Origin of the sequence: Ruegeria sp. HKCCA6837, assembly GCF_013034475.1 — a bacterium.
In the GTDB taxonomy this organism is placed as follows: domain Bacteria; phylum Pseudomonadota; class Alphaproteobacteria; order Rhodobacterales; family Rhodobacteraceae; genus Ruegeria.
Genome location: NZ_WQGD01000009.1, coordinates 19,331 through 43,920, shown reverse-complemented (window position 1 = coordinate 43,920; position 24,590 = coordinate 19,331). Strand labels below are relative to the sequence as shown.

Here is a 24,590-nt window from a genome sequence, read left to right as displayed (position 1 = left end):
GGTGTCTTTCACTGCTCAAGGTGGCTGTCCCCTATGGACGATCAGAACAAGAATCTCATCCTCGCAACTGCGCTCAGCTTTCTCGTGATCCTGGTCTGGTTTGTGCTGTTCCCTCCGCCGGAACCAACGCCCGCACCGGAACAGGCTGAAATTGCCAATGTCGAAGGCAATGACGTTCAGACGCCCAGCGCTGCCGAAACCGGCACTGTAGGAGAGGCAACCGCAGCAGCGACCGAAGCTGAACCTGAGGCCCAAGCCCCTCGGATCAGTATTGACACGCCGCGCCTGACCGGCAGCCTGTCGCTGGCCGGTGGTCGCATCGATGAGCTGTCGCTGAAAGACTATAAGGTTTCGCTGGCCGACGATTCTCCGATTGTCGAACTGATGTCACCGGTGGGGTCCGAGTCCGCGTACTATGCCTTATACGGTTGGGCCCCTGGCGCGGGCTTGAGCGGTGCCGACGTTCCCGGACCCAACACAATCTGGTCCGTTGAACAGGGCGAGACCCTTGGCGTAGACAGCCCGGTGACGCTTGTTTGGGACAACGGCAATGGTTTGACCTTCCGCCGCGCTATCTCGGTTGATGAGAACTATATGTTCAGCGTCACACAGTCGGTTGAAAACGCCACCGAGGCCGAGGTCGGCATGGCCCCCTACGGCATCCTGGCACGCCACGGTATCGGCGAAGACGGTGATCTGCCTGGCTTGAAGAATTTCTTCATTCTCCATGAAGGCGTCATCGGCATGGCCGACGGGACACTGACGGAGGTGGACTATGGCGACGTCCGTGATTTCGACATCGACCCGAATGAGCGTGCGCAGGCCGAGGTATATCAGGTAAAGGAAAATGGCTGGATCGGTTTCACCGATCATTATTGGATGACCACTCTGATCCCTGAGCCTGGTTCCGCATTCAAAGCTGCCGCCAAGTATGACTCGCGCCGCAAGATCTATCAGACAGAAACGGTTCTGCCGACGCTGACCGTAGCGCCGGGTGCGACCGAGCAGGTCTCAACACGTCTATTTGCCGGTGCAAAAGAATGGGAAGCCATTCAGGAATACCAGTCTGAAGGTGTTCAGAAATTCATCGACAGTATTGATTGGGGTTGGTTCTTCTTCCTGACCAAACCAATCTTTTGGCTGCTGCATAACATCAACGTGCTGATTGGCAACATGGGTTGGTCGATCATCGGCCTGACGCTGATCATCAAGGCGATCCTGTTCCCGCTGGCGTTCAAATCCTACGTCTCGATGGCGAAGATGAAGGAACTGCAGCCGCAGATGGAGGCCCTGAAAGAGGCCGCTGGCGACGACCGTCAGAAGATGCAGCAAGGCATGATGGAACTGTACAAGAAGGAAAAGGTGAACCCGGCTGCGGGCTGTTTGCCGATCCTGTTGCAGATCCCGATCTTCTTCTCGCTGTATAAGGTGATCTTTGTCACGATCGAACTGCGTCAGGCCCCCTGGTTCGGCCCGTTCCAGGATCTGAGCGCGCCGGATCCGACCTCAATCTTCAACTTCTTTGGCTGGCTGCCCTGGGCCGCACCCGCGCCCGAAAGCTTCATGGCGCTGATCTTCATCGGTATTCTGCCGCTCTTGCTGGGTATCTCGATGTGGCTGCAGCAAAAGCTGAACCCGGCACCAACTGACGCTACACAAGCGATGATCTTTGCCTGGATGCCTTGGGTCTTCATGTTCATGCTGGGCGGTTTCGCCAGCGGTCTGGTTGTCTACTGGATTGCGAACAACACGATCACGTTCACGCAGCAATATCTGATCATGCGCAGTCAGGGCTATACCCCGGACGTGTTCGGGAACATAAAGTCCGGCTTCAAGAAGACGCCGAAGACGGACAACAAATGAGCGGCACAGTCTCAAACCTCTGGCGTCACCCGATCAAAAGCCATGGTCGAGAAGCGCTGAGCCAAGTCACAGTCATCCCCGGGCAGACCATGCCCGGGGATCGCGTTTGGGCGGTGGCTCATGAGGCGGCCAAGACAGATGGTTCGGACTGGGCCCCGTGTTCGAATTTCAGCCGCGTTGCAAAGGCCCCCGAACTGGCGGCTATCTCGGCCGAGTTGCTTGAAGAGCAAGTGACACTCCGCCACCCCAACCGGCCTGATCTGCAATTTGCGCCGGATACCGAACAAGAGGTTTTTCTGGATTGGGTGAAGCCGTTGATGCCAGCGGACCGCGCAGCATCCGCCCGAATTGTCCGGGTTCCAGGACGTGGCATGACGGATAGCGATTTCCCATCCATCAGCCTGTGCAATATGGCATCCCACCGCGCGGTCGAGCAAAAGCTAGGACAATCGCTGTCCACCATCCGCTGGCGCGGGAACATCTGGTTTGACGGTCTGCCCTTGTGGGAAGAGTTTGACTGGCTGGGGCGCGACGTCCGCATTGGGCAGGCCGTGTTCCGTATCCGCGAACGCATTACCCGCTGCATGGCCACCACCGCCAACCCTGACACAGGCACGCGAGACGCGGATACTCTGGGTGCGCTGAGCAATTGGGGCCATCAGGATTTCGGTGTTTACGCCGAAGTCATTCAGGGTGGTGAAGTCCGCCTGAATGATGAGGTGCGCGTGCTATGACATCGCTTCCGTTTCCACTGGCTGAAGAGCCGGATGATTTTTCCAAAGAACGCGGGCGCAAGCTGTTTGCGGGCCCTTCTGAATTTGTCAAAGGCGTGGTCGCCATGAACGGCCTGCCCGCCCCCGATCGGCTGGAGGTCTGCTTTGCAGGCCGGTCAAATGTCGGCAAGTCCAGCCTGATCAACGCGTTGACCGGCACCAAGGGTTTGGCGCGCGCCTCGAACACGCCCGGTCGCACGCAAGAGATCAACTTTTTCACCCAAGGCCCCGAGCTTTATCTGGTGGACCTACCCGGCTATGGCTACGCCAACGCCCCGCTGAAAGTGGTGGAGAAGTGGCAAAAACTGCTGAAACAGTATCTCAGTGGTCGCCAGACCTTGCGTCGCGCCTTTGTGCTGATCGATGCGCGCCACGGCGTGAAACCGGTTGATGCCGAGATCATGAAACTGCTGGACACCAGCGCCGTGACCTTTCAATGCGTTCTGACCAAGTCGGACAAGGTCAAGGCCAAGGAACGCGAAAAGGTGCTGGACCAAACACGCGCCGCCCTGTCCAAGCACCCCGCGGCGTTCCCGGAAATCGTGCTAACGTCTTCCGAGAAAGGCGACGGTATCGCAACCCTGCGGTCCATCATTGCGCATCTGGAATAGCTTCACACTTGGCAGGGCCGGACAAAGGCCCTAACACAGGTCTCCAAAGGGACTTTAGCCATGAAGACAAGAGATATGAACCGGGACTGGATCGCCACCGCAGCCACACTCAACAGCGCTCTGCCCTATCTGCAGCGCTACGATGGGGCTATTGTCGTCATCAAGCTGGGCGGTCACGCGATGGGCAGCGATGAGGCTATGGAAAGCTTTGCCCGCGACGTGGTTCTGATGCGTCAGGTTGGGGTTAACCCCGTGGTTGTGCATGGGGGCGGTCCGATGATCAACTCTATGTTGGACAAGCTGGATATCCAGTCCGAATTCGTGAACGGCAAGCGTGTGACAGACACCGCAACCGTCGAAGTGGTCGAGATGGTTTTGTCTGGTCTTGTGAACAAGCGCATTGTCCAGGCGATCAACGATCAAGGGGGGTCTGCCGTGGGGCTGTCTGGCAAGGATGCAAACCTGATGGTCTGCGACCAGACGGACGCATCTCTGGGATATGTGGGCACCCCCTCTGACATGAATCCGAAGATTCTGCATGACTTGTTCTCTCATGATGTGATCCCGGTGATTGCCCCGTTGGGTGCCGGCCGCGATGGTGAAACCTTCAACGTCAATGGCGATACGGCGGCGGGTGCAATTGCTTCGGCCCTGAAAGCCGACCGTCTGCTGCTGCTGACCGATGTCTCAGGTGTCAAGAATGCCGCCGGAGATGTTGTGACCGAACTGAAGGCAGGACAAATTCGCGAAATGACCCGCGAAGGCACGATCGCGGGCGGTATGATCCCCAAGACTGAAACGGCCCTGGACGCGCTGCACAGCGGCGTCCGTGCCGTGGTGATCTTGGACGGACGCGCGCCGAATGCCGTATTGCTTGAACTGTTTACAGAACACGGGGCCGGGTCGCTTATAAGGCCGGACTGAACCGTTCAAGGAAGGATGAAACATGGCCAATCTTGCGCAGCCTTCCTCTGACCCAAATGCGATATCCTATGACCACATCGTTGAGGTTGCTCATCGTGAGGGACTGATTGTCATGGGAGCACTGCATCCCCGTAAGGTGGAAGCCAAACAGCTTGAATCCGGTACGTTGGTCCTTTTAGGCGCCGGAGAGGACTTTTGGCCTGTCTTGAAGGCCGCACCAGAATGGGGGGCACCGGACCCGGTTGACCGCTGGTCCACTAGGATCATTGGCGAAATAGCCCAGACATTTAATGCCGAGGCCTATTTCCCTTTTGGCGGGCCACCTTATGCCCCTTTCATCGATTGGGCCCTGAAATCGGGACGGACCTTCAGCAGCCCGGTGGGCGCTTTGGTGCATGACACGGTGGGCATGATGATCTCATATCGAGGTGCACTGCACTTTGCCGAAGAATTCAGTATCCCGGACACACCCGGACGATCCCCCTGCACTACCTGCGTCGCACCATGTGCGCAGGCCTGCCCGGTCGGTGCCCTGAACGCTCAGGAATTCTACAACATCTCAGCCTGCCACAGCCACCTGGACACAACCCAAGGACAGACCTGCATGACCGGCGGATGTCTTGCCCGCCTTGCATGCCCTCTCAGTGCAGGAGCGAAGCGCACATCAGAACAGTCGGCCCATCACATGAGGTCGTTCCACACGTCATGACCCGCACGCTGATCCTGACACGCCACGCCAAATCCAGCTGGGATAACCCGATTTTGGACGATCATGCGCGCCCATTGAACAAACGCGGGCGCAAGTCAGCCTCCGCAATTGCCAAATGGCTGCGTACACATGGTTGGGTGCCGGATGAGGTTCTCAGCTCGACCTCGACCCGAACCCGCGAAACCTGGGATAGAATGGCGATGACAGCCCGGCACGTCCAGTTTCGCGATGCGCTTTACATGGCAGGACCTGACCAGATGATACGCCAGCTGTTCGATGCGAAAGGGCAAACCGTTTTGATGTTGGGGCACAATCCTGGGATAGCACAGCTTGCTCACCAGCTGGTGCGGGATGCTCCGACACATCCGCGATTTCTGGACTATCCGACCTGCGCAACGACCGTCATGGAATTTGACGTCACCAGTTGGGCCGAGGTGCAATGGCACCGCGGAAAAGTCCTTGGCTTCGCCATTCCGCGCGAGTTGCTGCAATAAAAAAAGGCGGGGCAAAACCCCGCCCTTTCTTCAATTTCAGGCCGTTTAGTGCCCCAAAATCTGGCTGAGGAACAGTTTGGTCCGTTCGCTCTGCGGATTGTTGAAGAACTCTTCCGGCTCGTTCTGCTCCACGATCTGGCCCGCGTCCATAAAGATCACGCGGTTGGCGACCTGACGGGCAAAGCCCATCTCGTGGGTCACACAGAGCATGGTCATACCTTCCTCGGCCAGTTCGATCATGGTGTCGAGCACCTCTTTGATCATCTCGGGGTCCAACGCCGATGTTGGTTCATCGAACAACATGATCCGCGGCATCATGCACAGCGAACGCGCAATCGCCACACGCTGCTGCTGACCACCGGACAGCTGACCGGGGTACTTCAACGCCTGATCGGGGATCTTCACCTTCTCGAGGAAGTGCATCGCGCGCTCTTCGGCCTCTTTCTTGGGCGTTTTGCGCACCCAGATCGGGGCCAGTGTGCAGTTTTCCAGAATGGTCAGGTGCGGGAACAGGTTGAAGTGCTGGAACACCATGCCAACCTCTGACCGAATCTTGTCGATGTTCTTCAGGTCATTCGACAGCTCGATCCCGTCCACAACGATCTTGCCCTGCTGGTGTTCTTCCAGCGCGTTCAGGCAGCGGATCAGCGTGGATTTGCCCGAGCCCGACGGACCCGCGATAACGATCCGCTCGCCCTGATTGACGGTCAGATTGATGTCGCGCAGCACATGGAATGATCCGTACCACTTGTTCATGCCGTTGATTTCGATGGCGACCTCGTCGCTCACCTGCATCTTCGAGCGGTCGATTTCGCGTTCTACTGCAAGTTCAGACATGTGTTGAACTCCTTAACGATGATCTGTGGCAAGGCGACGCTCGAGCCACTGAGAATATTGAGAAATGCCGTAACAGACGACGAAGAACAGAAGCGCGGCAAAGCCCAGAAGCTCCCAATAGACGCCGTTCCATTCGGTCGACGCCAGGATGGGTCCCCGGATCATACCCACCAGATCGAACATCGAGATGACCGAAACCAGTGTGGTGTCCTTGAACAGGCCCACGGCCACGTTCACGATCCCGGGGATCGAGATCTTCAGAGCCTGCGGCAGGATGATCAGCCGCATCGCCTGCGGGTAATCAAGGCCCAAGCTGTCTGCTGCTTCGTACTGTCCACGCGGAAGTGCTGCCAGACCGCCACGGATTACCTCGGCGATATAGGCGGCTGAGAACATGGTGATCATGATCACAACACGCAGGAACAGGTCGACTGTGCTGTCAGGCGGGAAGAAATACGCCAACATCACTGAAGCCACGAACAGCAGCGTGATCAAAGGCACGCCACGGATGAATTCGATAAAGATAACGCAAACCCACTTGATCAGCGGCATGTTCGACTGACGACCCAAAGCCAACGCGATACCCAGTGGCACCGACAGAGACACACAGGTCACGCCCAGCATCATGTTCAGCATAAAGCCACCCAGATCACGGCTGGGAACAGCTGTGAGCCAAGCATTCTCTGATGCACTTTCCGGGATCAGGGCTCCGCCGACGTTCCAGATGACCAACGCAGTCACGATAGCCCCAAAGAAGCCGGCAGCAAAACTGTTGTTGCCCAGCTTCTGGAACACAGCACCTGCTGCAATGAAACCGACAAGCGCCACCAGAGGAACCAGGATCGTACCGCCCCAGATCAGCCAAAAGGCCACAAACGGGTAAACCGCAGTGAACAGCAGCATCTTGCGTGGCAGGTCAAAGAACAACACCGGGGCAAGGGCAACCAGCATCAGCACAAAGGCCAGGTTTGGTCTCCAATAAGCGTCGGCCGGGTACTTGAAGCCATAGATCAGCTGAGGCCAGCGTTCCGTCAGAACCGCAAAACAGGCGCCGGTCTTGCCGTCCAGGATCTCGCGACATTCCGCCAGAGAGTTGGCATTCCACACCCCGTTCAAAATCCACGGCAACGTGTTTTTCAACAGAATGTAGATCAGCACCAGCGACAGCACCGTCAGGATGGTGTTTGTCACGCCCGAGAAGAGGTTCTCGCGTAGCCACTTGACCACTCCGACTTCATTTGCAGGTGGCGGTGAAGGCGGGATAGTGCCTTCGGCCACAAAGGCGATCGGGTTTGTTGTTTGATCACTCATGGCTCAGCGCTCCTTCAACTTAACGGAGGCGTTGTAGATGTTCATCGCCATCGAAATCAGCAACGAGGCTGTCAGATAGAAGAGCATCAGCAGCAGCACACATTCGATCGCACGACCGGTCTGGTTCAGCGTGATGCCGCCCAGCGTGGCTGTGATGTCTGCATAACCAACAGCGATCGCCAGCGACGAGTTCTTGGTGATGTTCAGGTATTGCGAAATAAGCGGCGGTATGATGACCCGCAGTGCCTGGGGCAGAACGACAAGGTTCATGATCCGTCCGGGACGCAAACCCAGTGCGGCGGCGGCCTCGGTCTGACCTTTGTTGATCGCCTGAATACCCGCACGTACGTTTTCCGCAATGAAGGCACCGGTGTAGATCGACAGGGCGAACCACAATGCAATCAGCGGGCCGCCAACCTTGATACCACCGCTGAAATTAAAGCCTTTCAGAGCGGGAATATCCCAGGTCAAACCCATGATGAGCATCAGCAAGGCAAAGGGCACCAGCCAAACAGCCAATTTGACCAAGAATGTCTTCGGACGTTCGCCGGTCTCTTCCTGTTTCAATGTGGCCCGCTTTTCGATCTCGTGCGAGGCGAACCACGAACCGATCAAAACGACAATCACCAGCAACCAGTTCAGAATGGTTGCGCCAAACAGCCCGTTTGCGAACTCGGGCCGCGGGATATAGACACCCCGGTTGGTAAAGGCAAAGGCGTCGAACAACATACTGGATGTTGCGGCATCGCCCCGGAACGCGCGTGGCGCGGGCAGTACAGCCGTCATGATGGTGAAGATTATGATGATCCAGATCAGAACCGGAATATTCCGGAATATCTCGACATAGACCGCCATCAGTTTCGAAACGAGCCAGTTGTTCGAAAGCCGCAGAACCCCCGCGATCACGCCGAACACCGTGGCCGTAATACATGCCAGAAAGGCAACCAACAGCGTGTTGAGAATACCAACAACAGCCGCACGCCCGTGACTGGACTGGCTGTCATATTCTATCAGTCTCTGGTTGATGTCATACCCGGAGGAGTCGCCCAAAAACGAGTAAGAGATGTTGAGCCCTGCGGCCCGAAGGTTCTGGATCAAGTTGTTTCCGAGATACCAGATGGAAAGCGCAATAACGATCGCCGCGATCACCTGAAACGTCAGGGAGCGATAGCGAGTGTCGTTAATGAGCATGGACAACCGAAAGTCAGCTTTCGGTGGATCAGTCATAGTCGACATATTTTGAAATCCCCGTAGCGTGCGGTTTTTTTGTCTTGGCGAGTTTTTCCCGCTCTGAATGCTTCCGCAGCTCTTTGATGTGAAGAGGGCGCAGGTTATACCCTGCGCCCATCTCCGTAGATTTTAGCGGAACGGCGGCGAATACAGCAGGCCGCCTTCGGTCCACTGAGCGTTCAAGCCGCGCGCCAGACCAATCGGAGTTTCTTCACCGATGTTCTTGGCGAATACTTCACCATAGTTGCCACCTGCTTTGATGGCTTTGGCAGCCCAGTCAGCGTCCAGACCCAGCATCTCACCCAGAGTACCTTCGGTACCCAGCAGGCGGTTGATTTCCGGGTTGTCGGTGCCACCGCTCAGCTCATCGATATTGGCCGAGGTCACACCCAGTTCCTCTGCCGAGACCAGCGCGTTCAGAGTCCAGCGGACAACGTCGCCCCACTCGTGGTCACCGTGGCGAACCAGCGGTCCCAGAGGCTCTTTCGAGATGATTTCGGGCAGCAGAACGTGCTCGTCCGGTGCTTCAAACGTGGCGCGCGTCGCAGCCAGACCCGATGCGTCAGTGGTGTAAACGTCACACGAACCAGCCAGATATTGTTGCTGCGCTTCGGCGTTGGTTTCGATCGGAACCGGCTCATAGCTGATGTTGTTCGAGCGGAAGAAGTCCGCCAGGTTCAGCTCGGTTGTGGTGCCGGTCTGGATACAAACGGTTGCGCCGTCCAGTTCCTTGGCCGAGCTGACGCCCAGCGCCTTGGGAACCATGAAGCCCTGACCGTCATAGTAGTTCACACCAGTGAATTCGAACTTCAGGTCGACGTCGCGGCTGAAGGTCCATGTGGTGTTACGGGCCAGCATGTCGATTTCGCCGGATGCCAGCGCGGTAAAGCGCGTTTTACCGGTGGTCGGAACAAACTCAACGGCGTTTGCGTCGCCCAGAACGGCAGCAGCAACAGCGCGGCACAGCGAAACGTCAAAGCCTTGCCATTCACCATTTGCGTCGGGTGCAGCAAAACCAACCAGACCGGTGGTCACGCCGCAATTCAACTTGCCGCGCGCCTTGACGTCGTCAATGGTGCCCGCCGCAGCTGCACCAGCAGCCAGACCGGCAATCGTCGCCGCGCCCAAGATTACGGATTTTTTCATTTTTACCTCTTCCTGATTTTCCGTCTCATAAGAAACGGCTCTGCCCGGCAAGTGGATGCCGGATAGGTTACCCCAAAGGTGTCTCCCCTTTAGTGGGACTGAGTTTGGGCGTATTCATAAACAAACGTCAAGGGTCGGATCATCGAAATCGATGGTTCACCCCCCAAGCCCTTTGCACAATTGCCCAAATATCAGGAATTATGGCTCAAACCGACATATCAAAGAAGCGTTTTGCATGTAGAAACGCCGCCCTTTTGACCTCAGCAACCTCATGCGCCTCGTCATCATGGCCCCATTGCTCGATCTGCCAGATTTCGTCCAGTCGCGAAATGCGCCATATCTCGTCCGGATTGCGCCAATCCAAGGCTGCCGCGAACCCAAGAATCAACGACCCTGACAGGCTGACAAGGTCGTGGAAGGCCGCCAGTTGAAACGCATTCAGCGCATGGACCCGTGCGCGCAGCGTCTCCAAGGCCGGACGCGCTTGTGGTTGGTGCAGCACCCCTGCGACCGGTACCAGACGAACGGACAACGTAGATTCGGCCCAATCCAAGGCCGGGTCCCATTCGTCCCTTTGGCGGTTCTGCAGCTCTTGCGGGTGCGTGGCACGGTAACACAGCAGATCAGAATCGCCGTAATCGGCCAGCATGTCGGCCACTTCTGCATGCTGAACGCGCACTTTGTCGATTGCGGCATTGGCAGAACGTGTGAACGGCATTGTCGCAGGATCAACTTCTTTTTCCTGCGCATCCCATTCTACCGCGACCGCTTCGGCCATGCTGCGGGTCGGTAAGATCAAACCTTTCTTGGCGGGCGTTTTGACACGTCGACCGTCCAATTCAACCGCAAACCCGCCGTCGGCCTCGACAACGGCACTGTCTTTCCAGAAGCGTTTTGGTTTCCAGTCGCTCATTTCCTAGTTCCATATTCCAGCCAGCGCCGTGGGCAACTGGTCAAATGTCTCGATCACGCAAGTCGCCGAAGCCAAAGCCGAGCGATCATGGTATCCCCAGGTCACCCCAATTCCGCGCACACCCGCCGCCGCAGCCATGTCCATGTCAAAGCTCGTGTCACCAATCATCACTGCGCAATCCGGATCAACACCGGTTTCAGACAAGGCGGTCTGCACCATGGACGGGTGTGGCTTGGACGGGTGATGATCTGCAACCTGACGCGTCACAAAATAAGCCTCCAGCCCGTGCGCCTCGATCAACGCATCAAGACCGCGCTGTGACTTGCCGGTGGCTACTCCTAAAAGTACTTCGGGCACAGCGTGTAATGCTTCAATCGCCTCACGCGCGCCGGGATAAAGCGGCGAACTGGCCGCACCCAGGTCCAGCCGATGTGCGTGGTAAGCCTCTTTGTACCCTTCAACCAGATCACCCTGGACCAAGGATGGTTGATCCGGTGCCAGTCGCGCAATGGCGTGTGGCAAGGACAGACCCACAATCGAAAGGATCGCGTCGCGCGACGGGACAGGCACCGAAGCAGCCTGAAAGCTGGTTGTCATGGAGTGAACGATACTGCCCTGACTGTCGACCAGCGTGCCGTCGACATCAAACAGAACCAGCCGTAAGGGTGCGCTCATTGCAGATCCTCAAACGGATCGTCAGCAGCCAGATCCTCGGTCCACCCGAACGTATCCCAGCTGTGCTTCATATGATCCGGCAAAGGTGCCGTGACTGTCACAGGCTTGCGGGTCATTGGGTGTTGAAACGACAGTCGCCGGGCATGCAGGTGAAGCTTTTTACTAATGATCCCGCCCAGTTGCGCGCCCCAGCCGTCGCCAAGGTTTTCCTGGCCCGAACCGCCGTATTTACCATCCCCGATAATCGGATGCCCGATGGCCGCCATGTGGGCCCGCAGCTGGTGCGTCCGCCCGGTGATCGGCTCCATTGCAACCCATGCGGCACGGCCGGCCACCCGGTAGAGGGTCGCGTAATGCGTGTGCGCGCGTTTGGCGCCTGGTGTGCTGTCGATTTCGTTCATATGCACGGGGATCATCTTTTCGCCTTCGCCGTGCTTGCCATGACCGGGTGCTTTGACAAGGCCCGTCTTGATCTCACCCAGGTAGGGAGTCGGAACACCGGCCACCAGCGCCCAATAGATCTTGCGTGTGTCACGATGGCGGAAAGCGGCCGTCAAGCCCTTGGCGGCCTCACGCGTGCGGGCCATCAGCAGAACACCTGACGTATCTTTGTCCAAGCGGTGGACCAGTCGCGGATTCTCGTCATAGCCGAACCGCAACGCCTCGGACAGGCTGTCGACATGCCGGGTCTGCCCGCTGCCGCCCTGAACCGGCAGGCCCTGCGGCTTGTTGAGCGCCAGAATGTGATCGTCGCGGTAGATCACGCAGGACTGGATCATCTTGGCATCGGCATCCGAGATACGATGTTTGACCTCAGCCAGTTTGTGATCTGCGTCAGGCAAAGGCGGCACACGCACCACTTGCCCAACCTCCAGCCGGGTCGAGGCTTTGGCGCGGCTGCCATCGACACGCAGTTCACCCTTGCGACACATCTTTTCAATGCGGCCCTGACTGACATGCGGAAACAGACGGCGCAGCCAGCGGTCAACGCGCTGGTCGCCATCCCCTTCAGCGACTGTAATCATCTGTACGCCACTCATGCCACTAACCCTTGCACCGCGCGGGTGAGCCGCCCGGATTGCACCTTTGTCCGTGTCCCAGAAATCATGGGCGTCTGTCGCGCGCAATGCACCAAGAGTCAAGGTATCTGGTCGTTGCGATCAGATGTTCGAGAAATCCCCGTGCCGCCCGGCACCATCCCGGAAACGCCCCGCGCCCGAGGTTCCTTCGCGACGGATCGCCTCCAACCCGTTGGCCCATTCCACCTTGAGCGCTTCGCGCACCGGCATACCCCGCGTTTCGATGATCGAACGGCGGTCAGCCCGCACAGCCTCTTGCGGAAAACGTGCAATTTCATGGGCCGTTTCTTCAGCTGCAGAACGCGCTTCACCATGCGGGACGACCTTTTCTGCCAGCCCGATCCGATAACATTCTTCGGCCTCGACTTTCCGACCTGTTAAGGCGATCTCCAGCGCTTTGCCTTGCCCCACCAAACGCGGCAACCGGACCGAGCCGCCATCCATCAGCGTAATCCCCCAGCGGCGGCAGTAAACACCCAGATATGCCGTTTCCGCCATCACGCGGATATCGCACCAAAGAGCAAGCTCCATGCCTCCGGCCACGGCGGCACCCTCAATCGCGCCGATGACCGGTTTCGAAAGCTCCAGCCGGGACGGTCCCATCGGCCCAAGTGTCGAAGTGGCTGAACCTATTGGAAAGGCATGCTTGTCGAAATATGCCTCACGCAGTTCAGGATCGGCCAGCGAGGCGGCGAGTTTCAGATCCCAGCCCGCGCAGAAATTGCCACCCTTGCCCCAGAACACAGCGGCTTTGGCAGAACTGGCTTCAAAACTCAGGAATGCGTCAACCAGAGCTACAGCGTGTTCCGTATCAACGGCATTCCGAGCATCCGGCCTGTCATGGATGATGGTCCAGACGTCTTGGGTCTTTTCAATTGAAACCGGCATTTTCCGTCCTCCCTTGCTGGTATTGACCCAAGGGAAACGATCTATTGCGAACCTGTCGCCTGTGACGCGGCGGCATGTCCAATACTGACCCTGCGTAACTAACTGTTGCGCTGTGTCCGAAGCTTGGCAAAGTAATCGAGGCGCTTTTTCAGCTCTCGCTCGAACCCGCGTTCCACCGGCTGATACAGGACCGGGCGTTTCATGGATTCCGGGAAATAGTTCTGACCCGAAAACCCATCCTCGGCGTCATGGTCATACGCATAACCCGCACCATATCCCTGATCCTTCATCAGCGAAGTGGGTGCGTTTAGGATATGCTTGGGCGGTGGCTCGCTGCCGGATTGCTTGGCCAGCCGCATGGCCGCTTTGTAGCCCACGTAAGCCCCATTGGATTTTGGGGCCAGCGCCAAATAAACCAAGGCTTGCGCCAGCGCCAATTCCCCTTCGGGAGACCCCAGCCGTTCATACGTTTCCCACGATTGCAGGCAAATGGCCTGCGCCTGAGGGTCCGCCAGACCGATATCCTCAACCGCCATCCGCGTAATCCGGCGCGCCAGATAGCGCGGGTCTTCGCCGCCGGTTAGCATTCGTGCGAACCAGTACAGCGCAGCATCCGGGTCAGACCCACGTACCGATTTATGAAGGGCCGAGATCAGATTGTAATGCTCATCACCCGACTTGTCGTATTTCGCAGCCCGCCGCATCAGCCGCGTCGACAATGCATCGGGATCCAGCGGCGCGTCCACTTTCCAGGCCGAGACCTGTTCGATCAGGTTCAGCAACGCCCGCCCATCACCGTCTGCCATTTCCTGCAACGCATCGCGCGCAGCCGGGGTCAAAGGCAATACGCGGTCCAGCTCTTTCTCGGCGCGCTGCGTCAGGCGCTCAAGGTCGGCAAGGCTGAGGCGTTCCAGTACCAGAACCTGCGACCGGCTTAGCACAGCGGCATTCAGTTCAAATGACGGGTTCTCGGTTGTTGCGCCCACCAACAAGATGGTGCCGTCTTCCATATGGGGCAGAAACCCGTCTTGCTGCGCCTTGTTGAAACGGTGGATCTCGTCCACGAACAACAGCGTCCCCTGCCCATTCTGTCGGCGAATCTTGGCGGCCTCGAAGACCTTCTTCAGGTCAGGCACACCCGTGAAGATCGCACTGATCTGGACAAAATGCAGATCGGTTTCCTGCGCCAAAAGCCGCGCTATGGTCGTCTTTCCTACCCCGGGCGGACCCCAAAAGATCAGGCTGGACAGACTGCCCGCCGCCAGCATCACGCCCAGCGGAGCTTCCGGCCCCAGCACCTGCTCCTGACCGATGACGTCGCCCAGCGATTGGGGCCGCAATCGATCTGCCAAAGGGCGATTTGGGGCAGCGGCGTGCTCCTTAGGACCGGTGTCGAACAGATCGCTCATACGTTACAGCCGGAATCGCAGGGACACAGAACGGCCTTCGCGTTGAAGCCCCATCTGCACACGGCGTCCCGGGTTTGTCATTGCGCGTTCGACATCACCGGGGCGCTGAATATCGACCGCATTGATGGTCTCGATTACATCGCCAGGTCGTAACCCGGCCCGCGCGCCATAAGGGCCCGGATCAACCACAACAACGCCGGTCAGAGACAGGGGCAGACCCAGCTTGGTAATCACCGCCGGATTGATCCGAGACACAACTAAGCCCGGCAGAACTGTATTGTCGTCCAGCGCGGTTTCTTCGGCAGCGGGTGTTTCAGGTGCTTTGATCAAGGCCACCTCGACCCCATCGCTTTGGTCGCCGCGCAGCCGCGTCAGAACCGAGCTTCCCCCCACACCTGCAATAGACATGCGGAACTTCATTTCAGCGGGGGAGTTCACCTCGTCCCCGTCCACATGGGTGACGACGTCGCCCACCTTCAGCCCCGCCTCGCGCAGCGGGCTGAGGTCATGCAGGTCCGAGATCACAACGCCCAGCGGGATAACCAGCCCCAAAGATTCCGCGATATCCGCGCTCATGTGCTGACCCGACATTCCCGCCCAAGGGCTGACAAAGCTGTCATTGCCTTGCTGCGCCTGTTTCAGGAACTCAGCCACCAGATTGGCGGGGATGGCAAAACCGATACCGTTGGAACCGCCCGACCGTGTCAGGATCGACGTGTTGATCCCGATCAGATCGCCATTCACGTCGATCAATGCGCCGCCGGAATTGCCCGGGTTGATCGCCGCATCCGTCTGGATGAAATACCCGCGGCCGTTGCCCGTTGCTGTTCCGGTGCGCGCCAGACCCGAAATGATGCCCGAGGACACGGTTTGCCCAACACCAAAGGGGTTCCCAATGGCCAAAGCCAGTTCACCCACTTCGACCTGATCGGAATCCCGCAGGCTTAGGAAAGGCAGGTTTTCGGCCTCTTCCAAACGCAGGATCGCAATGTCGCTTTGTTCATGACCCAGTACAACTGTGGCCGAAAACTCGCGTCGGTCCGTGGTGACGACCCGGATCTCTGTTGCGGACCCAACCACATGATAGTTGGAGACGACGTAACCGTCATCGGACAGGATCACACCAGAGCCCAACGAGTTTTGAACGCGCGGCTGTGGCGTGCCAAAGCCCCGGCCAAAGAAGTCTTGAAAAAACGGGTCCGAAAAGAACGGGCTGGCCCGCCCCTGCCGCACGATCTTGGCATAGATATTCACGACCGCAGGAGAGGCTTTTTTCACCACAGGAGCAAAGCCCAGCGAAATCTCGGCCTGCGACTGCGGCACGCGTGTTTCAGCCGTCGCAAATGTGGAAACTGCACAGGTCAAAGCGATAAGTGTCGCGCGAAGCATGGATACCTCTACCTCAAAAGCTGCGTAGGATATGCGACTACGCGCGCGCTAATGCAAGCACCTGTCCGGCGCGCTCAATCCAGCGGCGCGTGCAGGCGGGTCCCTTTTGTAATGATCCCGCCCCGATTACCCACTTCGATCGACCCGTAGCGCTGTTTGAAAACGTCAGGCAACTCCCGGTCTCCGTCGGGTGAGAGCCATAGGCGAAAAAGATGCCGACGGTCGACCGGATCAGGCCAGTCCACAAAACCCGTCCGGTCATGCAACTGAGAATGGTTGTAGACAAATTGCATATCGCCGGGTTGCAACCGCATGGTCAGATATAGATCTGGGTCGTTCGACAAAGAGTCGAACTTGTCCAAAGCAGCGACATGCTCTGGGGTCAGGCGCATGGCTTCGGGAAACCGCTGCGCACTGTCGATATACTGCCGCTGATAGAACACGGTCAGCTTGCCATCATGCCAGTTGAAGGGCGGAATGGTCATAAAGGGCTGCATGCCTTCCGGCACTTCACCGCGCCGGTCGGTTGCTATCGGGTCGAACAATCGCTCCAGCAGGTCCCGGCATTCGGCGCGCATCCGGTTGTAGATGGCTTCGGCACTGACCAGCAGTGAATCCCCGCCCTCTTTGGCGTCCCGAAGACACAAAAGCCCCACGATATCGGCACTGTCTGTGTGAAAGGTCTGCCGCTCGTGGGTCTGATAGATCCGCGTGTTCGGGTCATTTACGTCCGCCCCAATGTCCCGGACATGACCCAGAATATGCCCCTGTGCATTCTGGGATCGCGCCGATCCCAAATGGGCACCCACCCCGCAGAAGATCGCGGCGGCCATCTCCTGAGAATAGGTCTCGACCGGCAGGCCCCGGATCACTTCGAACCCAATACCGTTGATCAGGGTGTCCATTAGGGTCTCTAAATGGCGATCGAACTGGTGCAGCGGAAAATCTGTTTTGGTTATTTCACCGATATCTCGCCCCAGGCTTAGATAATGGCGCGCGGCTTGCTCAAGGTCAGCGACATCCCCAGGGCTCAGATGCAACAGCCATTCATTCTGCCGCGCTGCCATTTCCCGTCCGTTCCAAACAGATGGACCGGTGATTTGCGCTGGTAATTCAGAAAACACGGTCATCGCTGCCTCCAATCACGCTGTTTCCATATTCACGCGTGAGAAAGCACAGTTCATCATCTGAAGTCACCGAAACTTGTTAAAATACGACACCCATCTGGTCCGCGTTCGCAAACGCTTTTGGTTTTACTCTGCTGGCGACCAATCAGGGCCCGGGTCATACTCTTGGATATCCGCAGCGCGTTCGAGCGTGTCAGGACCCAAGTCCGCCTCGAAAATGATCCCGTTCTCACCCACAAGAAACGAATGAATTCCGGTCTCGCCATACTCAGAAGGAACGGCAAGCAGTGCATGACCTGCTACAAAATGATCCCCAACAAAGTAAGAATACGCACCACCCGGAGCACTGGGTCCCTGCCCCTGAAGGATTGTGTAGTAATAACCCAGGAAGGGTTCAGGTTCGTGGTCCTCTTCTCCGTCACTCCACCCAGAGGCCACCGCTCGTGCGAGCGCCGCGCCGACAAAGCTGTCTTCCTCAGGCCAGAACAAACCGTCCTTCACGCCCGGGTCGGAAATGATGTTGCGCGCGAATTCCATCACGCCGTCGCCATTATGGTCGGCCAAACGGAACGCGGCCTGAAGATCGACATAAGCATCAAGCAATTCCATCACTTCCAGTTCATTCAAGCCAATCTCGCGGGCCGAAACTTCTTCGATGCCAGCTTCGAGGTCAAAGTGCCATTCCTCACCGGCCCGAGAAATAGGGATCGGGAAGGGCCAACTGTCTTCCCCCAGCAAAACGACAACACCGTGCTCGTCCGGCTGGAAACGATAGCCCTCGGCATACATGCCAAGCACTTCCTCTCGTCTGGCGCGGTCTTCTTCGGGGTCGCCGGTTGCAAGCAAGTCTTCGGCCTCAGCCCCAAACACATCCAGCAACTGATTCCGATCATCCGACTTCAGAGCACCGACAAACGCATCCAACGCCGCTTGCGGGCTATTGTATCGGGCACCCTCGGATGCCGCTGTGCTCGCCGTGATCAAAAGAATGGCAGAAGAAACTATGAAATTTCGCATCTTATCTCCTCCGCTTTCCCTTGGCCGCGTGCCCGCGTTTTGACGCGCTGTGGGTTCGCTTGCCGGACGCTTTCTTTTGCATGGCTTTCCCTTTGGCCGCAGGTTTTTTCTGCTGAACTGCAGCCCTTTGGGCCTGAGGTTTCTTGGCGGTCTTGGCGTTGCTTTTAACCGGCTTCTTGGCGGCACCAGAGGATTGCTTGGTTCTGTCCACAGCCTTCTGTTTCGCGGCGGCTCTGTCAGTGTCGACATTACCCCGATTGACCTTGGGCAATTGCTTATCATTGCCGCGGTTGGCCAGTGCACCACCCGCAATCGCCCCGGCGCCCGCCCCGGCCGCCAATGCCGCAGCGCCCGAGCCGTCCCGACTTATGTCGGCAGCCCCGGATTCTCTGCTGAGCTTTGAGCGCAACTCATCTGTGCGGCCGTTTGGCCGGTCAACGGGCAATGTTCCGGCACCGCCACCAGTGCGTTTATGATCGGCGATTTTGTTCCGCGCTTGTTGCTGACGGTTCGTATCAGGCTTCCATTCAACATCTTTGCGATTAATGTTGTTACCGATATTGACGTTACCATCGACGTCTATGTCGATATTCGGGTTTCTGTAGATCGGGCCACCGCCCCAGCCACCGCAGTTTCGACACCCCCAATAATCGTACCAATCATCGTCATCGTCGAAAATCTCGTCAATCAACGCCACGGTGCCAAAGGTCAGCAGAGCGGCCCCAACGACGTCACCCGTTGATGGTCCGGTATACACCGTGGCAGGATCATATTGCGGAACGTAAACGGTTTCCGTGTTGGTCGGTGTGATGACGACGGTCTCATCCTCTTCGACCTCAACGGTTTGTTCCGGGCCGGACACCAGTGCACCGCTGTCGATTGCCTGATCCCGCATCACCTGGACGGCATCCATCACATCGTCAGATTGGGCCAACATCGCTGTTCCCATCGTTTCGGTCCAGTCGACATGTGTCGCCATTTGCCCAACGATCTCGGGGAACGCTGTTGCAAGCACGCTGACGGACGGGTCCCAACCCATCGCTTCGATTTCAGGCTCAAGCTCAGCCGGATCTCGGTCTGCATTGTCGATCAGAAAACGCTCGGCCTTCACAATCTCCAGCGGCTGGGTCGAGGCGACAAGTATCTGGATGAGCAGAGTATCCGGGTACAATGCAACCGGCGCGACCAGAGTTTGCAGCTCTGCGTCGGTCAGAAGGTCCGTTGTTTCTTGCGACGCCGCCTCGGTCGTTTCATCTGTGGTTTCCTGCGCGAAAAGCGCAGTGCTTGCGCAAAACAGGGGCGCAAAAATCAGATATCTAAACATATAGCGATCCTTCAATTTCTTTGAGGATCGCCCAAGTTCATGATTCTGGCAACAAATCTCGGAATTTGGCCCAAAGCCAAAAACCAAAAAGCCCCCGCGTTCGGGACGCAGGGGCCAATTATTCGAATGCAGGGCTTTCTTATTCTTCGTCTGCAGCCTCTTCGGCGGCGACGCGGGCTTTGTCGGCTGCGCCTTTGGCGTCGATGTCACGATCAACAAACTCGATGATCGCCATCGGGGCCATGTCGCCATAGCGGAAGCCAGCTTTCAGGATGCGGACATAACCGCCCTGACGCTCGGCATAGCGGGGGCCCAGAACTTCGAACAGCTTCGCGACGTCTTTGTCTTCTTTCAGCTGTGATGCGGCCTGACGGCGGGCGTGCAGGTCGCCGCGCTTGCCCAGAGTGACCAGCTTTTCGATGATCGGGCGCAGTTCTTTTGCCTTGGGCAGAGTTGTCTTGATTTGCTCATGCTCGATGAGCGAGCCAGCCATGTTCGCAAACAGAGCCTTGCGGTGCTCATGAGTACGGTTCAGGCGGCGGTAACCACGTGCGTGACGCATTTTTCAATTCCTATCTTGCGTTTTGCTTTGTCTGGCCGGCGATGCGTGTCACCGGCTCTCCTTGGGGCATCATCGCCCAGACAGTCCCCGGAAAGCCGGGCATTGGGAAGACGCGCTTAGAACGCGTCTTCGAATTTCTTGGCCAGATCTTCGATGTTGTCGGGCGGCCAATCCTCGACATCCATGCCGAGGTGCAGACCCATGCCGGACAGCACTTCTTTGATCTCGTTCAGCGACTTGCGGCCGAAGTTCGGGGTGCGCAGCATCTCGGCTTCGGTTTTCTGGATCAGATCGCCGATGTAAACGATGTTGTCGTTCTTCAGGCAGTTTGCCGAACGGACCGACAGTTCCAACTCGTCCACTTTCTTCAGCAGCAGCGGGTTGAACTCCAAACCATCGTCCTCGTCCTGACGGCTCGCCGATTCCGGCTCGTCGAAGTTGACGAAGATCGACAGCTGATCCTGCAGAATGCGAGCGGCAAAGGCCAACGCGTCTTCAGGTGTGATCGAACCATCGGTTTCGATCTTCAGGGTCAGCTTGTCATAGTCCAGAACCTGACCTTCACGGGTCGGCTGAACGTCATAGGCGACCTTTTTGACCGGCGAATAGATCGCGTCGATCGGGATCAGACCGATAGGTGCGTCTTCGGGCTTGTTCTTCTCAGCCGAAACATAGCCTTTGCCGGTGTTGACGGTCAGTTCCATGAACAGATCGGCGCCATCATCCAGGTGACAGATGACATGATCGCGGTTCAGAACCTCGATGCCAGCGCTTTCGCTGATGTCACCCGCAGTGACAATTGCCGGGCCTTTGGCATTGATCGACAGGCGCTTAGGGCCTTCGACTTCCATGCGAAGAGCAACCTGCTTGAGGTTCAGAATGATATCGGTAACGTCTTCACGAACACCTGCGACCGAGGAAAACTCGTGCAGGACGTTGTCGATCTGAACGCTGGTGATGGCCGCACCTTGCAGCGAGCTCATCAGAACGCGGCGCAGGGCGTTGCCCAGAGTCAGACCAAAGCCACGCTCCAGCGGTTCGGCAACCAGGGTCGCCTGGCGTGCGGGATCGTTGCCCGGCTTGGCTTCCAGCTGAGTCGGCTTGATCAATTCTGCCCAATTCTTGTGGATCATGTAATCCCTCCATTCCTGTCCGCGCCCCATGACCAACAAGGTGCAGACGCCCGAGGTTCAAAATGACGTGCTGGGGCCGTGCAAAAACACAGCCCCAGCTCAATTCAAAATCGCTTAGACGCGACGACGCTTCGGCGGACGGCAGCCGTTGTGAGCAATCGGGGTCACGTCGCGGATCGACGTGATGTTGAAGCCCACTGCAGCCAGCGCGCGCAGAGCCGATTCACGACCCGAACCGGGGCCCTGAACTTCGACTTCCAGCGTCTTGACGCCATGTTCCTGCGCCTTTTTGCCTGCATCTTCTGCAGCCATCTGAGCGGCGTAGGGGGTCGATTTCCGCGATCCTTTGAAACCCATGGTACCGGCAGACGACCACGAAATGGCGTTGCCCTGTACGTCCGAGATCAGGATCTTGGTGTTGTTGAAGGTCGAGTTCACATGGGCAACGCCCGATGCGATGTTCTTACGCTCTTTGCGTTTAACGCGAGTCTTATCACGTGCCATCAGTCAGACCCTCCCTTATTTCTTCTTACCAGCGATGGCCTTTGCGGGGCCTTTGCGGGTACGAGCGTTGGTGTGGGTGCGCTGACCGCGAACCGGCAGGTTGCGGCGGTGACGCAGACCGCGATAGCAGCCCAAGTCCATCAGGCGCTTGACGTTCATCTGAACTTCACGACGCAGATCACCTTCGACGGTGTAGTTGGCGTCGATGTGTTCACGGATGGCCAGAACTTCGGCGTCGGACAGTTCGTTGACGCGACGGGTCGCTTCAATGCCCACGGCTTCGCAGATTGCTTTGGCCGAGGTGTTGCCGATTCCGGTGATATATGTGAGGGCGATTGGTACCCGCTTTGCAGTCGGGATGTTTACGCCGGCAATACGTGCCACGTGTCACTTTCCTTTTCGTTGCGGTTCCGTAACTCCAGAACCTTTTTTCACAACGCTTTACCGTGGCAGTGTGGCCAGAGGGTTCAGCATTATTCGAGGTGGTCGGGGCGTTTGGGACGAATCCCTCACGCAGACTTGATTCCCTTTAGGGATGGGGGTCGATATGGGCTTTTGGTGGGGCCGTCAAGCCCCAACCTGAAGTCAGCCGAGAATAGCCTCAATAGAGGCGGTCACTTCTTTGATCTCGGCCAGGCCATTGACCGGGCGCAGATCGCCTTTGGCATAGTAATACCCGATCAGCGGCGAGGTCTTTTTGTAGTATTCCATCAGGCGCGTGCGCAGGCTGTCTTCGTTGTCGTCTGCGCGGCGCTGGAAATCGTTTTCCTTACCACAATTGGTACATTTGCCGTCGGCCGGGATCGGCTTGGTGATATCGTTGTAAACCTCACCACAACCACCACAGGTCGAACGCGCAGTGATCCGCTGCACCAAGGCTTCGTCATCCACACGCATCTCGATCACTGTGTGCAAGGACTGGCCCAGCTTGGTCAGCAATGCCGACAGGGCATCGGCCTGAGCCAGCGTGCGCGGGAAGCCGTCAAAAATGAAACCAGCACCGGTTTCAGTTGTCAGCTTCTCTTCGATCAGGCCGATCACGATTTCGTCTGTGACCAGCTTGCCCGCATCCATGATCGCCGCAACCTTCTGGCCCATCTCGGTGCCCGAGGTTTTGGCTTCGCGCAACATGTCGCCGGTGCTCAGCTGCACCATGCCGCGTGTTTCAACCAGGTGACGCGCCTGCGTCCCTTTACCAGCGCCCGGAGGGCCAAGAAGAATGATGTTCATCGACGAGCGGGTCCCTTCCTGCCGCGTTTCTTGCTCTTACCGCGCAGTTGTGACTTTTCGATCAGCCCTTCGTATTGATGCGCCAGCAAATGGCTCTGCACCTGTTGGATCGTGTCCATAGTCACAGAGACGATAATCAGAACAGAGGTGCCGCCAAAATAGAACGGGATGGCGAACTGGTTCCGCAGAATCTCGGGCAGCAGGCAAACCGCTGCCAGATAGGCTGAACCCAGAACCAGCACGCGGTTGACCACGTATTCCAGATACTCGGCGGTCTTCTTACCCGGGCGGATACCCGGTACAAAACCGTTTTGCTTTTTCAGATTGTCCGCAACATCATCGGGTTTGAACGCCACGTTGAACGTGTAGAAATATGCAAAGAACACGATCATCGACGCAAAGAACAGCAGATACAGCGGCTGTCCGGGGCCAAAGTTGGCCAGCATCCACGACATGATCGGTCCGTTTGAGGCACCCGCCGAGAAGGTCGAGATTGTCACCGGCAGCAACAGCAACGAGCTGGCAAAGATTGCAGGGATCACGCCTGCCGGGTTGACTTTGACCGGAAGGTGGCTGGATCCGCCCTCATAGACTTTCATCCCGGCCTGACGGCGCGGGTACTGGATGTGAACCTTGCGCAGCGCGCGCTCCATGAACACCACGAAGGTAATCACGGCGATGACCATCACGATCACCCCAACGATCACTGCAGGGCTGATTGCACCCGAACGACCCGAAGCAAAGAACTGTGCCAGTGCTGCCGGAACCTCAGCAATGATGCCCACAAAGATGATCAGCGAGATACCATTGCCGATGCCGCGCGCGGTGATCTGTTCACCCAGCCACATCAGGAACATGGTGCCGCCAACAAGAGTAATCATGGTCGACATGCGGAAGAACAGCCCCGGATCTGTCGCCAAATCACCAGCTTCAAGCGAAACCGCCAGACCATAGGCCTGTACAGTGGCCAAGGCCACGGTACCGAACCGGGTGTACTGGTTGATCTTCTTGCGGCCCTGCTCGCCCTCTTTCTTGAGTTGTTCAAGCGCGGGAACCATGGATGTCAGCAGCTGCACGATGATCGAGGCCGAGATATAGGGCATAATGCCGAGGGCAAAGATACCCATCCGCCCCAGCGCACCGCCGGTGAACATCGAAACCATGCCGCCGATGCCTTGCCCCGCCTGCTCCATGAACTCGCGCAGCGCCTGCCCGTCAATCCCCGGCACCGGAATAAAAGTGCCTAGGCGATAGACGATCAGCAAACCCAGCGTGAACAGGATGCGGTTGCGCAGATCGGTGGCTTTGCCCAGAGCAGCCCAGCTTGTATTGGCTGCCATTTGTTCTGCTGCTGATACCATAAATCGGTCTCTCTTATGCAAACGCCGCCCGGAACCGTTTTCCGGCTCGGACGGCGTCTTGGAAAACTCTGAGGTCTATGT

At 57.6% G+C, this 24,590-nt stretch carries 25 protein-coding genes; 6 read left to right on the top strand and 19 right to left on the bottom strand.

The window, feature by feature from the left end; genetic code table 11:
* Nucleotides 1–33: 33 nt before the first annotated feature.
* From yidC to GOV91_RS13540, 6 genes are read left to right on the top strand one after another with little or no spacing between them, the layout of a single operon-like run.
* Entirely contained in the window at nt 34–1,863 is a 1,830-nt protein-coding gene (gene yidC / locus GOV91_RS13565; RefSeq protein WP_171235902.1) for a membrane protein insertase YidC, read from the top strand.
* On the top strand, nt 1,860–2,597 hold the full coding sequence (locus GOV91_RS13560) for an MOSC domain-containing protein (protein WP_171235901.1): 738 nt from the start codon (nt 1,860–1,862) through the stop codon (nt 2,595–2,597). The genes yidC and GOV91_RS13560 overlap by 4 nt, the downstream gene beginning before the upstream one ends.
* Entirely contained in the window at nt 2,594–3,247 is a 654-nt protein-coding gene (yihA, locus tag GOV91_RS13555; RefSeq protein WP_171186628.1) for a ribosome biogenesis GTP-binding protein YihA/YsxC, read from the top strand. Before GOV91_RS13560 ends, yihA begins: the two co-directional genes overlap by 4 nt.
* Nucleotides 3,248–3,307: 60 nt before the next feature.
* On the top strand, nt 3,308–4,171 hold the full coding sequence (gene argB / locus GOV91_RS13550) for an acetylglutamate kinase (RefSeq protein WP_171235900.1): 864 nt from the start codon (nt 3,308–3,310) through the stop codon (nt 4,169–4,171).
* 22 nt (nt 4,172–4,193) lie between these two features.
* Nucleotides 4,194–4,880, top strand: a complete 687-nt coding sequence (locus GOV91_RS13545; protein WP_171235899.1) for a ferredoxin — start codon at nt 4,194–4,196, stop codon at nt 4,878–4,880.
* Nucleotides 4,877–5,374, top strand: a complete 498-nt coding sequence (locus tag GOV91_RS13540; protein ID WP_171235898.1) for a histidine phosphatase family protein — start codon at nt 4,877–4,879, stop codon at nt 5,372–5,374. The genes GOV91_RS13545 and GOV91_RS13540 overlap by 4 nt, the downstream gene beginning before the upstream one ends.
* Nucleotides 5,375–5,419: 45 nt before the next feature.
* On the opposite strand, the gene GOV91_RS13535 is transcribed toward GOV91_RS13540, so the two are convergent.
* The 19 genes from GOV91_RS13535 to secY form a co-directional block, all read right to left on the bottom strand.
* Nucleotides 5,420–6,211 (bottom strand): amino acid ABC transporter ATP-binding protein, encoded by a 792-nt coding sequence (locus tag GOV91_RS13535; protein ID WP_280922860.1) that lies wholly within the window; start codon nt 6,209–6,211, stop codon nt 5,420–5,422.
* A gap of 12 nt (nt 6,212–6,223) precedes the next feature.
* Nucleotides 6,224–7,522, bottom strand: coding sequence for an amino acid ABC transporter permease (locus GOV91_RS13530; protein ID WP_171181646.1), 1,299 nt, complete (start codon nt 7,520–7,522; stop codon nt 6,224–6,226).
* A gap of 3 nt (nt 7,523–7,525) precedes the next feature.
* On the bottom strand, nt 7,526–8,758 hold the full coding sequence (locus GOV91_RS13525) for an amino acid ABC transporter permease (protein WP_171181644.1): 1,233 nt from the start codon (nt 8,756–8,758) through the stop codon (nt 7,526–7,528).
* A gap of 123 nt (nt 8,759–8,881) precedes the next feature.
* Nucleotides 8,882–9,898, bottom strand: coding sequence for an amino acid ABC transporter substrate-binding protein (locus GOV91_RS13520; protein ID WP_171181642.1), 1,017 nt, complete (start codon nt 9,896–9,898; stop codon nt 8,882–8,884).
* Between the two features lie 205 nt (nt 9,899–10,103).
* Nucleotides 10,104–10,811 (bottom strand): ATP12 family chaperone protein, encoded by a 708-nt coding sequence (locus GOV91_RS13515; RefSeq protein WP_171235897.1) that lies wholly within the window; start codon nt 10,809–10,811, stop codon nt 10,104–10,106.
* A gap of 3 nt (nt 10,812–10,814) precedes the next feature.
* A complete protein-coding gene (locus tag GOV91_RS13510) occupies nt 10,815–11,486 on the bottom strand; it encodes an HAD-IA family hydrolase (RefSeq protein WP_171235896.1) in 672 nt (223 codons plus the stop codon).
* Complete coding sequence (locus GOV91_RS13505; RefSeq protein ID WP_171235895.1) at nt 11,483–12,526, bottom strand: RluA family pseudouridine synthase; 1,044 nt, start codon at nt 12,524–12,526, stop codon at nt 11,483–11,485. The genes GOV91_RS13510 and GOV91_RS13505 overlap by 4 nt, the downstream gene beginning before the upstream one ends.
* A gap of 120 nt (nt 12,527–12,646) precedes the next feature.
* Nucleotides 12,647–13,453 (bottom strand): crotonase/enoyl-CoA hydratase family protein, encoded by an 807-nt coding sequence (locus GOV91_RS13500; RefSeq protein WP_171181637.1) that lies wholly within the window; start codon nt 13,451–13,453, stop codon nt 12,647–12,649.
* Between the two features lie 98 nt (nt 13,454–13,551).
* Entirely contained in the window at nt 13,552–14,862 is a 1,311-nt protein-coding gene (locus tag GOV91_RS13495) for a replication-associated recombination protein A (protein ID WP_171235894.1), read from the bottom strand.
* Nucleotides 14,863–14,865: 3 nt separating this feature from the next.
* Entirely contained in the window at nt 14,866–16,251 is a 1,386-nt protein-coding gene (locus GOV91_RS13490; RefSeq protein WP_171235893.1) for a trypsin-like peptidase domain-containing protein, read from the bottom strand.
* 74 nt (nt 16,252–16,325) lie between these two features.
* Nucleotides 16,326–17,381, bottom strand: a complete 1,056-nt coding sequence (locus tag GOV91_RS13485) for a TauD/TfdA family dioxygenase (protein ID WP_171235892.1) — start codon at nt 17,379–17,381, stop codon at nt 16,326–16,328.
* Between the two features lie 123 nt (nt 17,382–17,504).
* Nucleotides 17,505–18,395, bottom strand: a complete 891-nt coding sequence (locus tag GOV91_RS13480; protein ID WP_171235891.1) for a DUF2950 family protein — start codon at nt 18,393–18,395, stop codon at nt 17,505–17,507.
* Between the two features lies 1 nt (nt 18,396).
* On the bottom strand, nt 18,397–19,719 hold the full coding sequence (locus GOV91_RS13475) for a DUF3300 domain-containing protein (protein ID WP_171181626.1): 1,323 nt from the start codon (nt 19,717–19,719) through the stop codon (nt 18,397–18,399).
* A 139-nt stretch (nt 19,720–19,858) separates the two neighbouring features.
* The gene (rplQ, locus tag GOV91_RS13470; RefSeq protein ID WP_171181624.1) at nt 19,859–20,281 is read right to left on the bottom strand and encodes a 50S ribosomal protein L17; all 423 of its coding nucleotides are present in this window, start codon (nt 20,279–20,281) and stop codon (nt 19,859–19,861) included.
* 116 nt (nt 20,282–20,397) lie between these two features.
* Nucleotides 20,398–21,414, bottom strand: a complete 1,017-nt coding sequence (locus GOV91_RS13465) for a DNA-directed RNA polymerase subunit alpha (protein WP_050605850.1) — start codon at nt 21,412–21,414, stop codon at nt 20,398–20,400.
* A 114-nt stretch (nt 21,415–21,528) separates the two neighbouring features.
* Nucleotides 21,529–21,918: a 30S ribosomal protein S11 gene (gene rpsK, locus GOV91_RS13460; RefSeq protein ID WP_008757289.1), complete on the bottom strand. Its 390-nt coding sequence runs from the start codon at nt 21,916–21,918 to the stop codon at nt 21,529–21,531.
* Nucleotides 21,919–21,933: 15 nt separating this feature from the next.
* Entirely contained in the window at nt 21,934–22,302 is a 369-nt protein-coding gene (gene rpsM, locus GOV91_RS13455; RefSeq protein WP_170328762.1) for a 30S ribosomal protein S13, read from the bottom strand.
* A gap of 201 nt (nt 22,303–22,503) precedes the next feature.
* Complete coding sequence (locus GOV91_RS13450) at nt 22,504–23,148, bottom strand: adenylate kinase (protein WP_171181622.1); 645 nt, start codon at nt 23,146–23,148, stop codon at nt 22,504–22,506.
* Nucleotides 23,145–24,509 (bottom strand): preprotein translocase subunit SecY, encoded by a 1,365-nt coding sequence (gene secY / locus GOV91_RS13445; protein WP_171235890.1) that lies wholly within the window; start codon nt 24,507–24,509, stop codon nt 23,145–23,147. Before secY ends, GOV91_RS13450 begins: the two co-directional genes overlap by 4 nt.
* Nucleotides 24,510–24,590 lie beyond the last annotated feature (81 nt).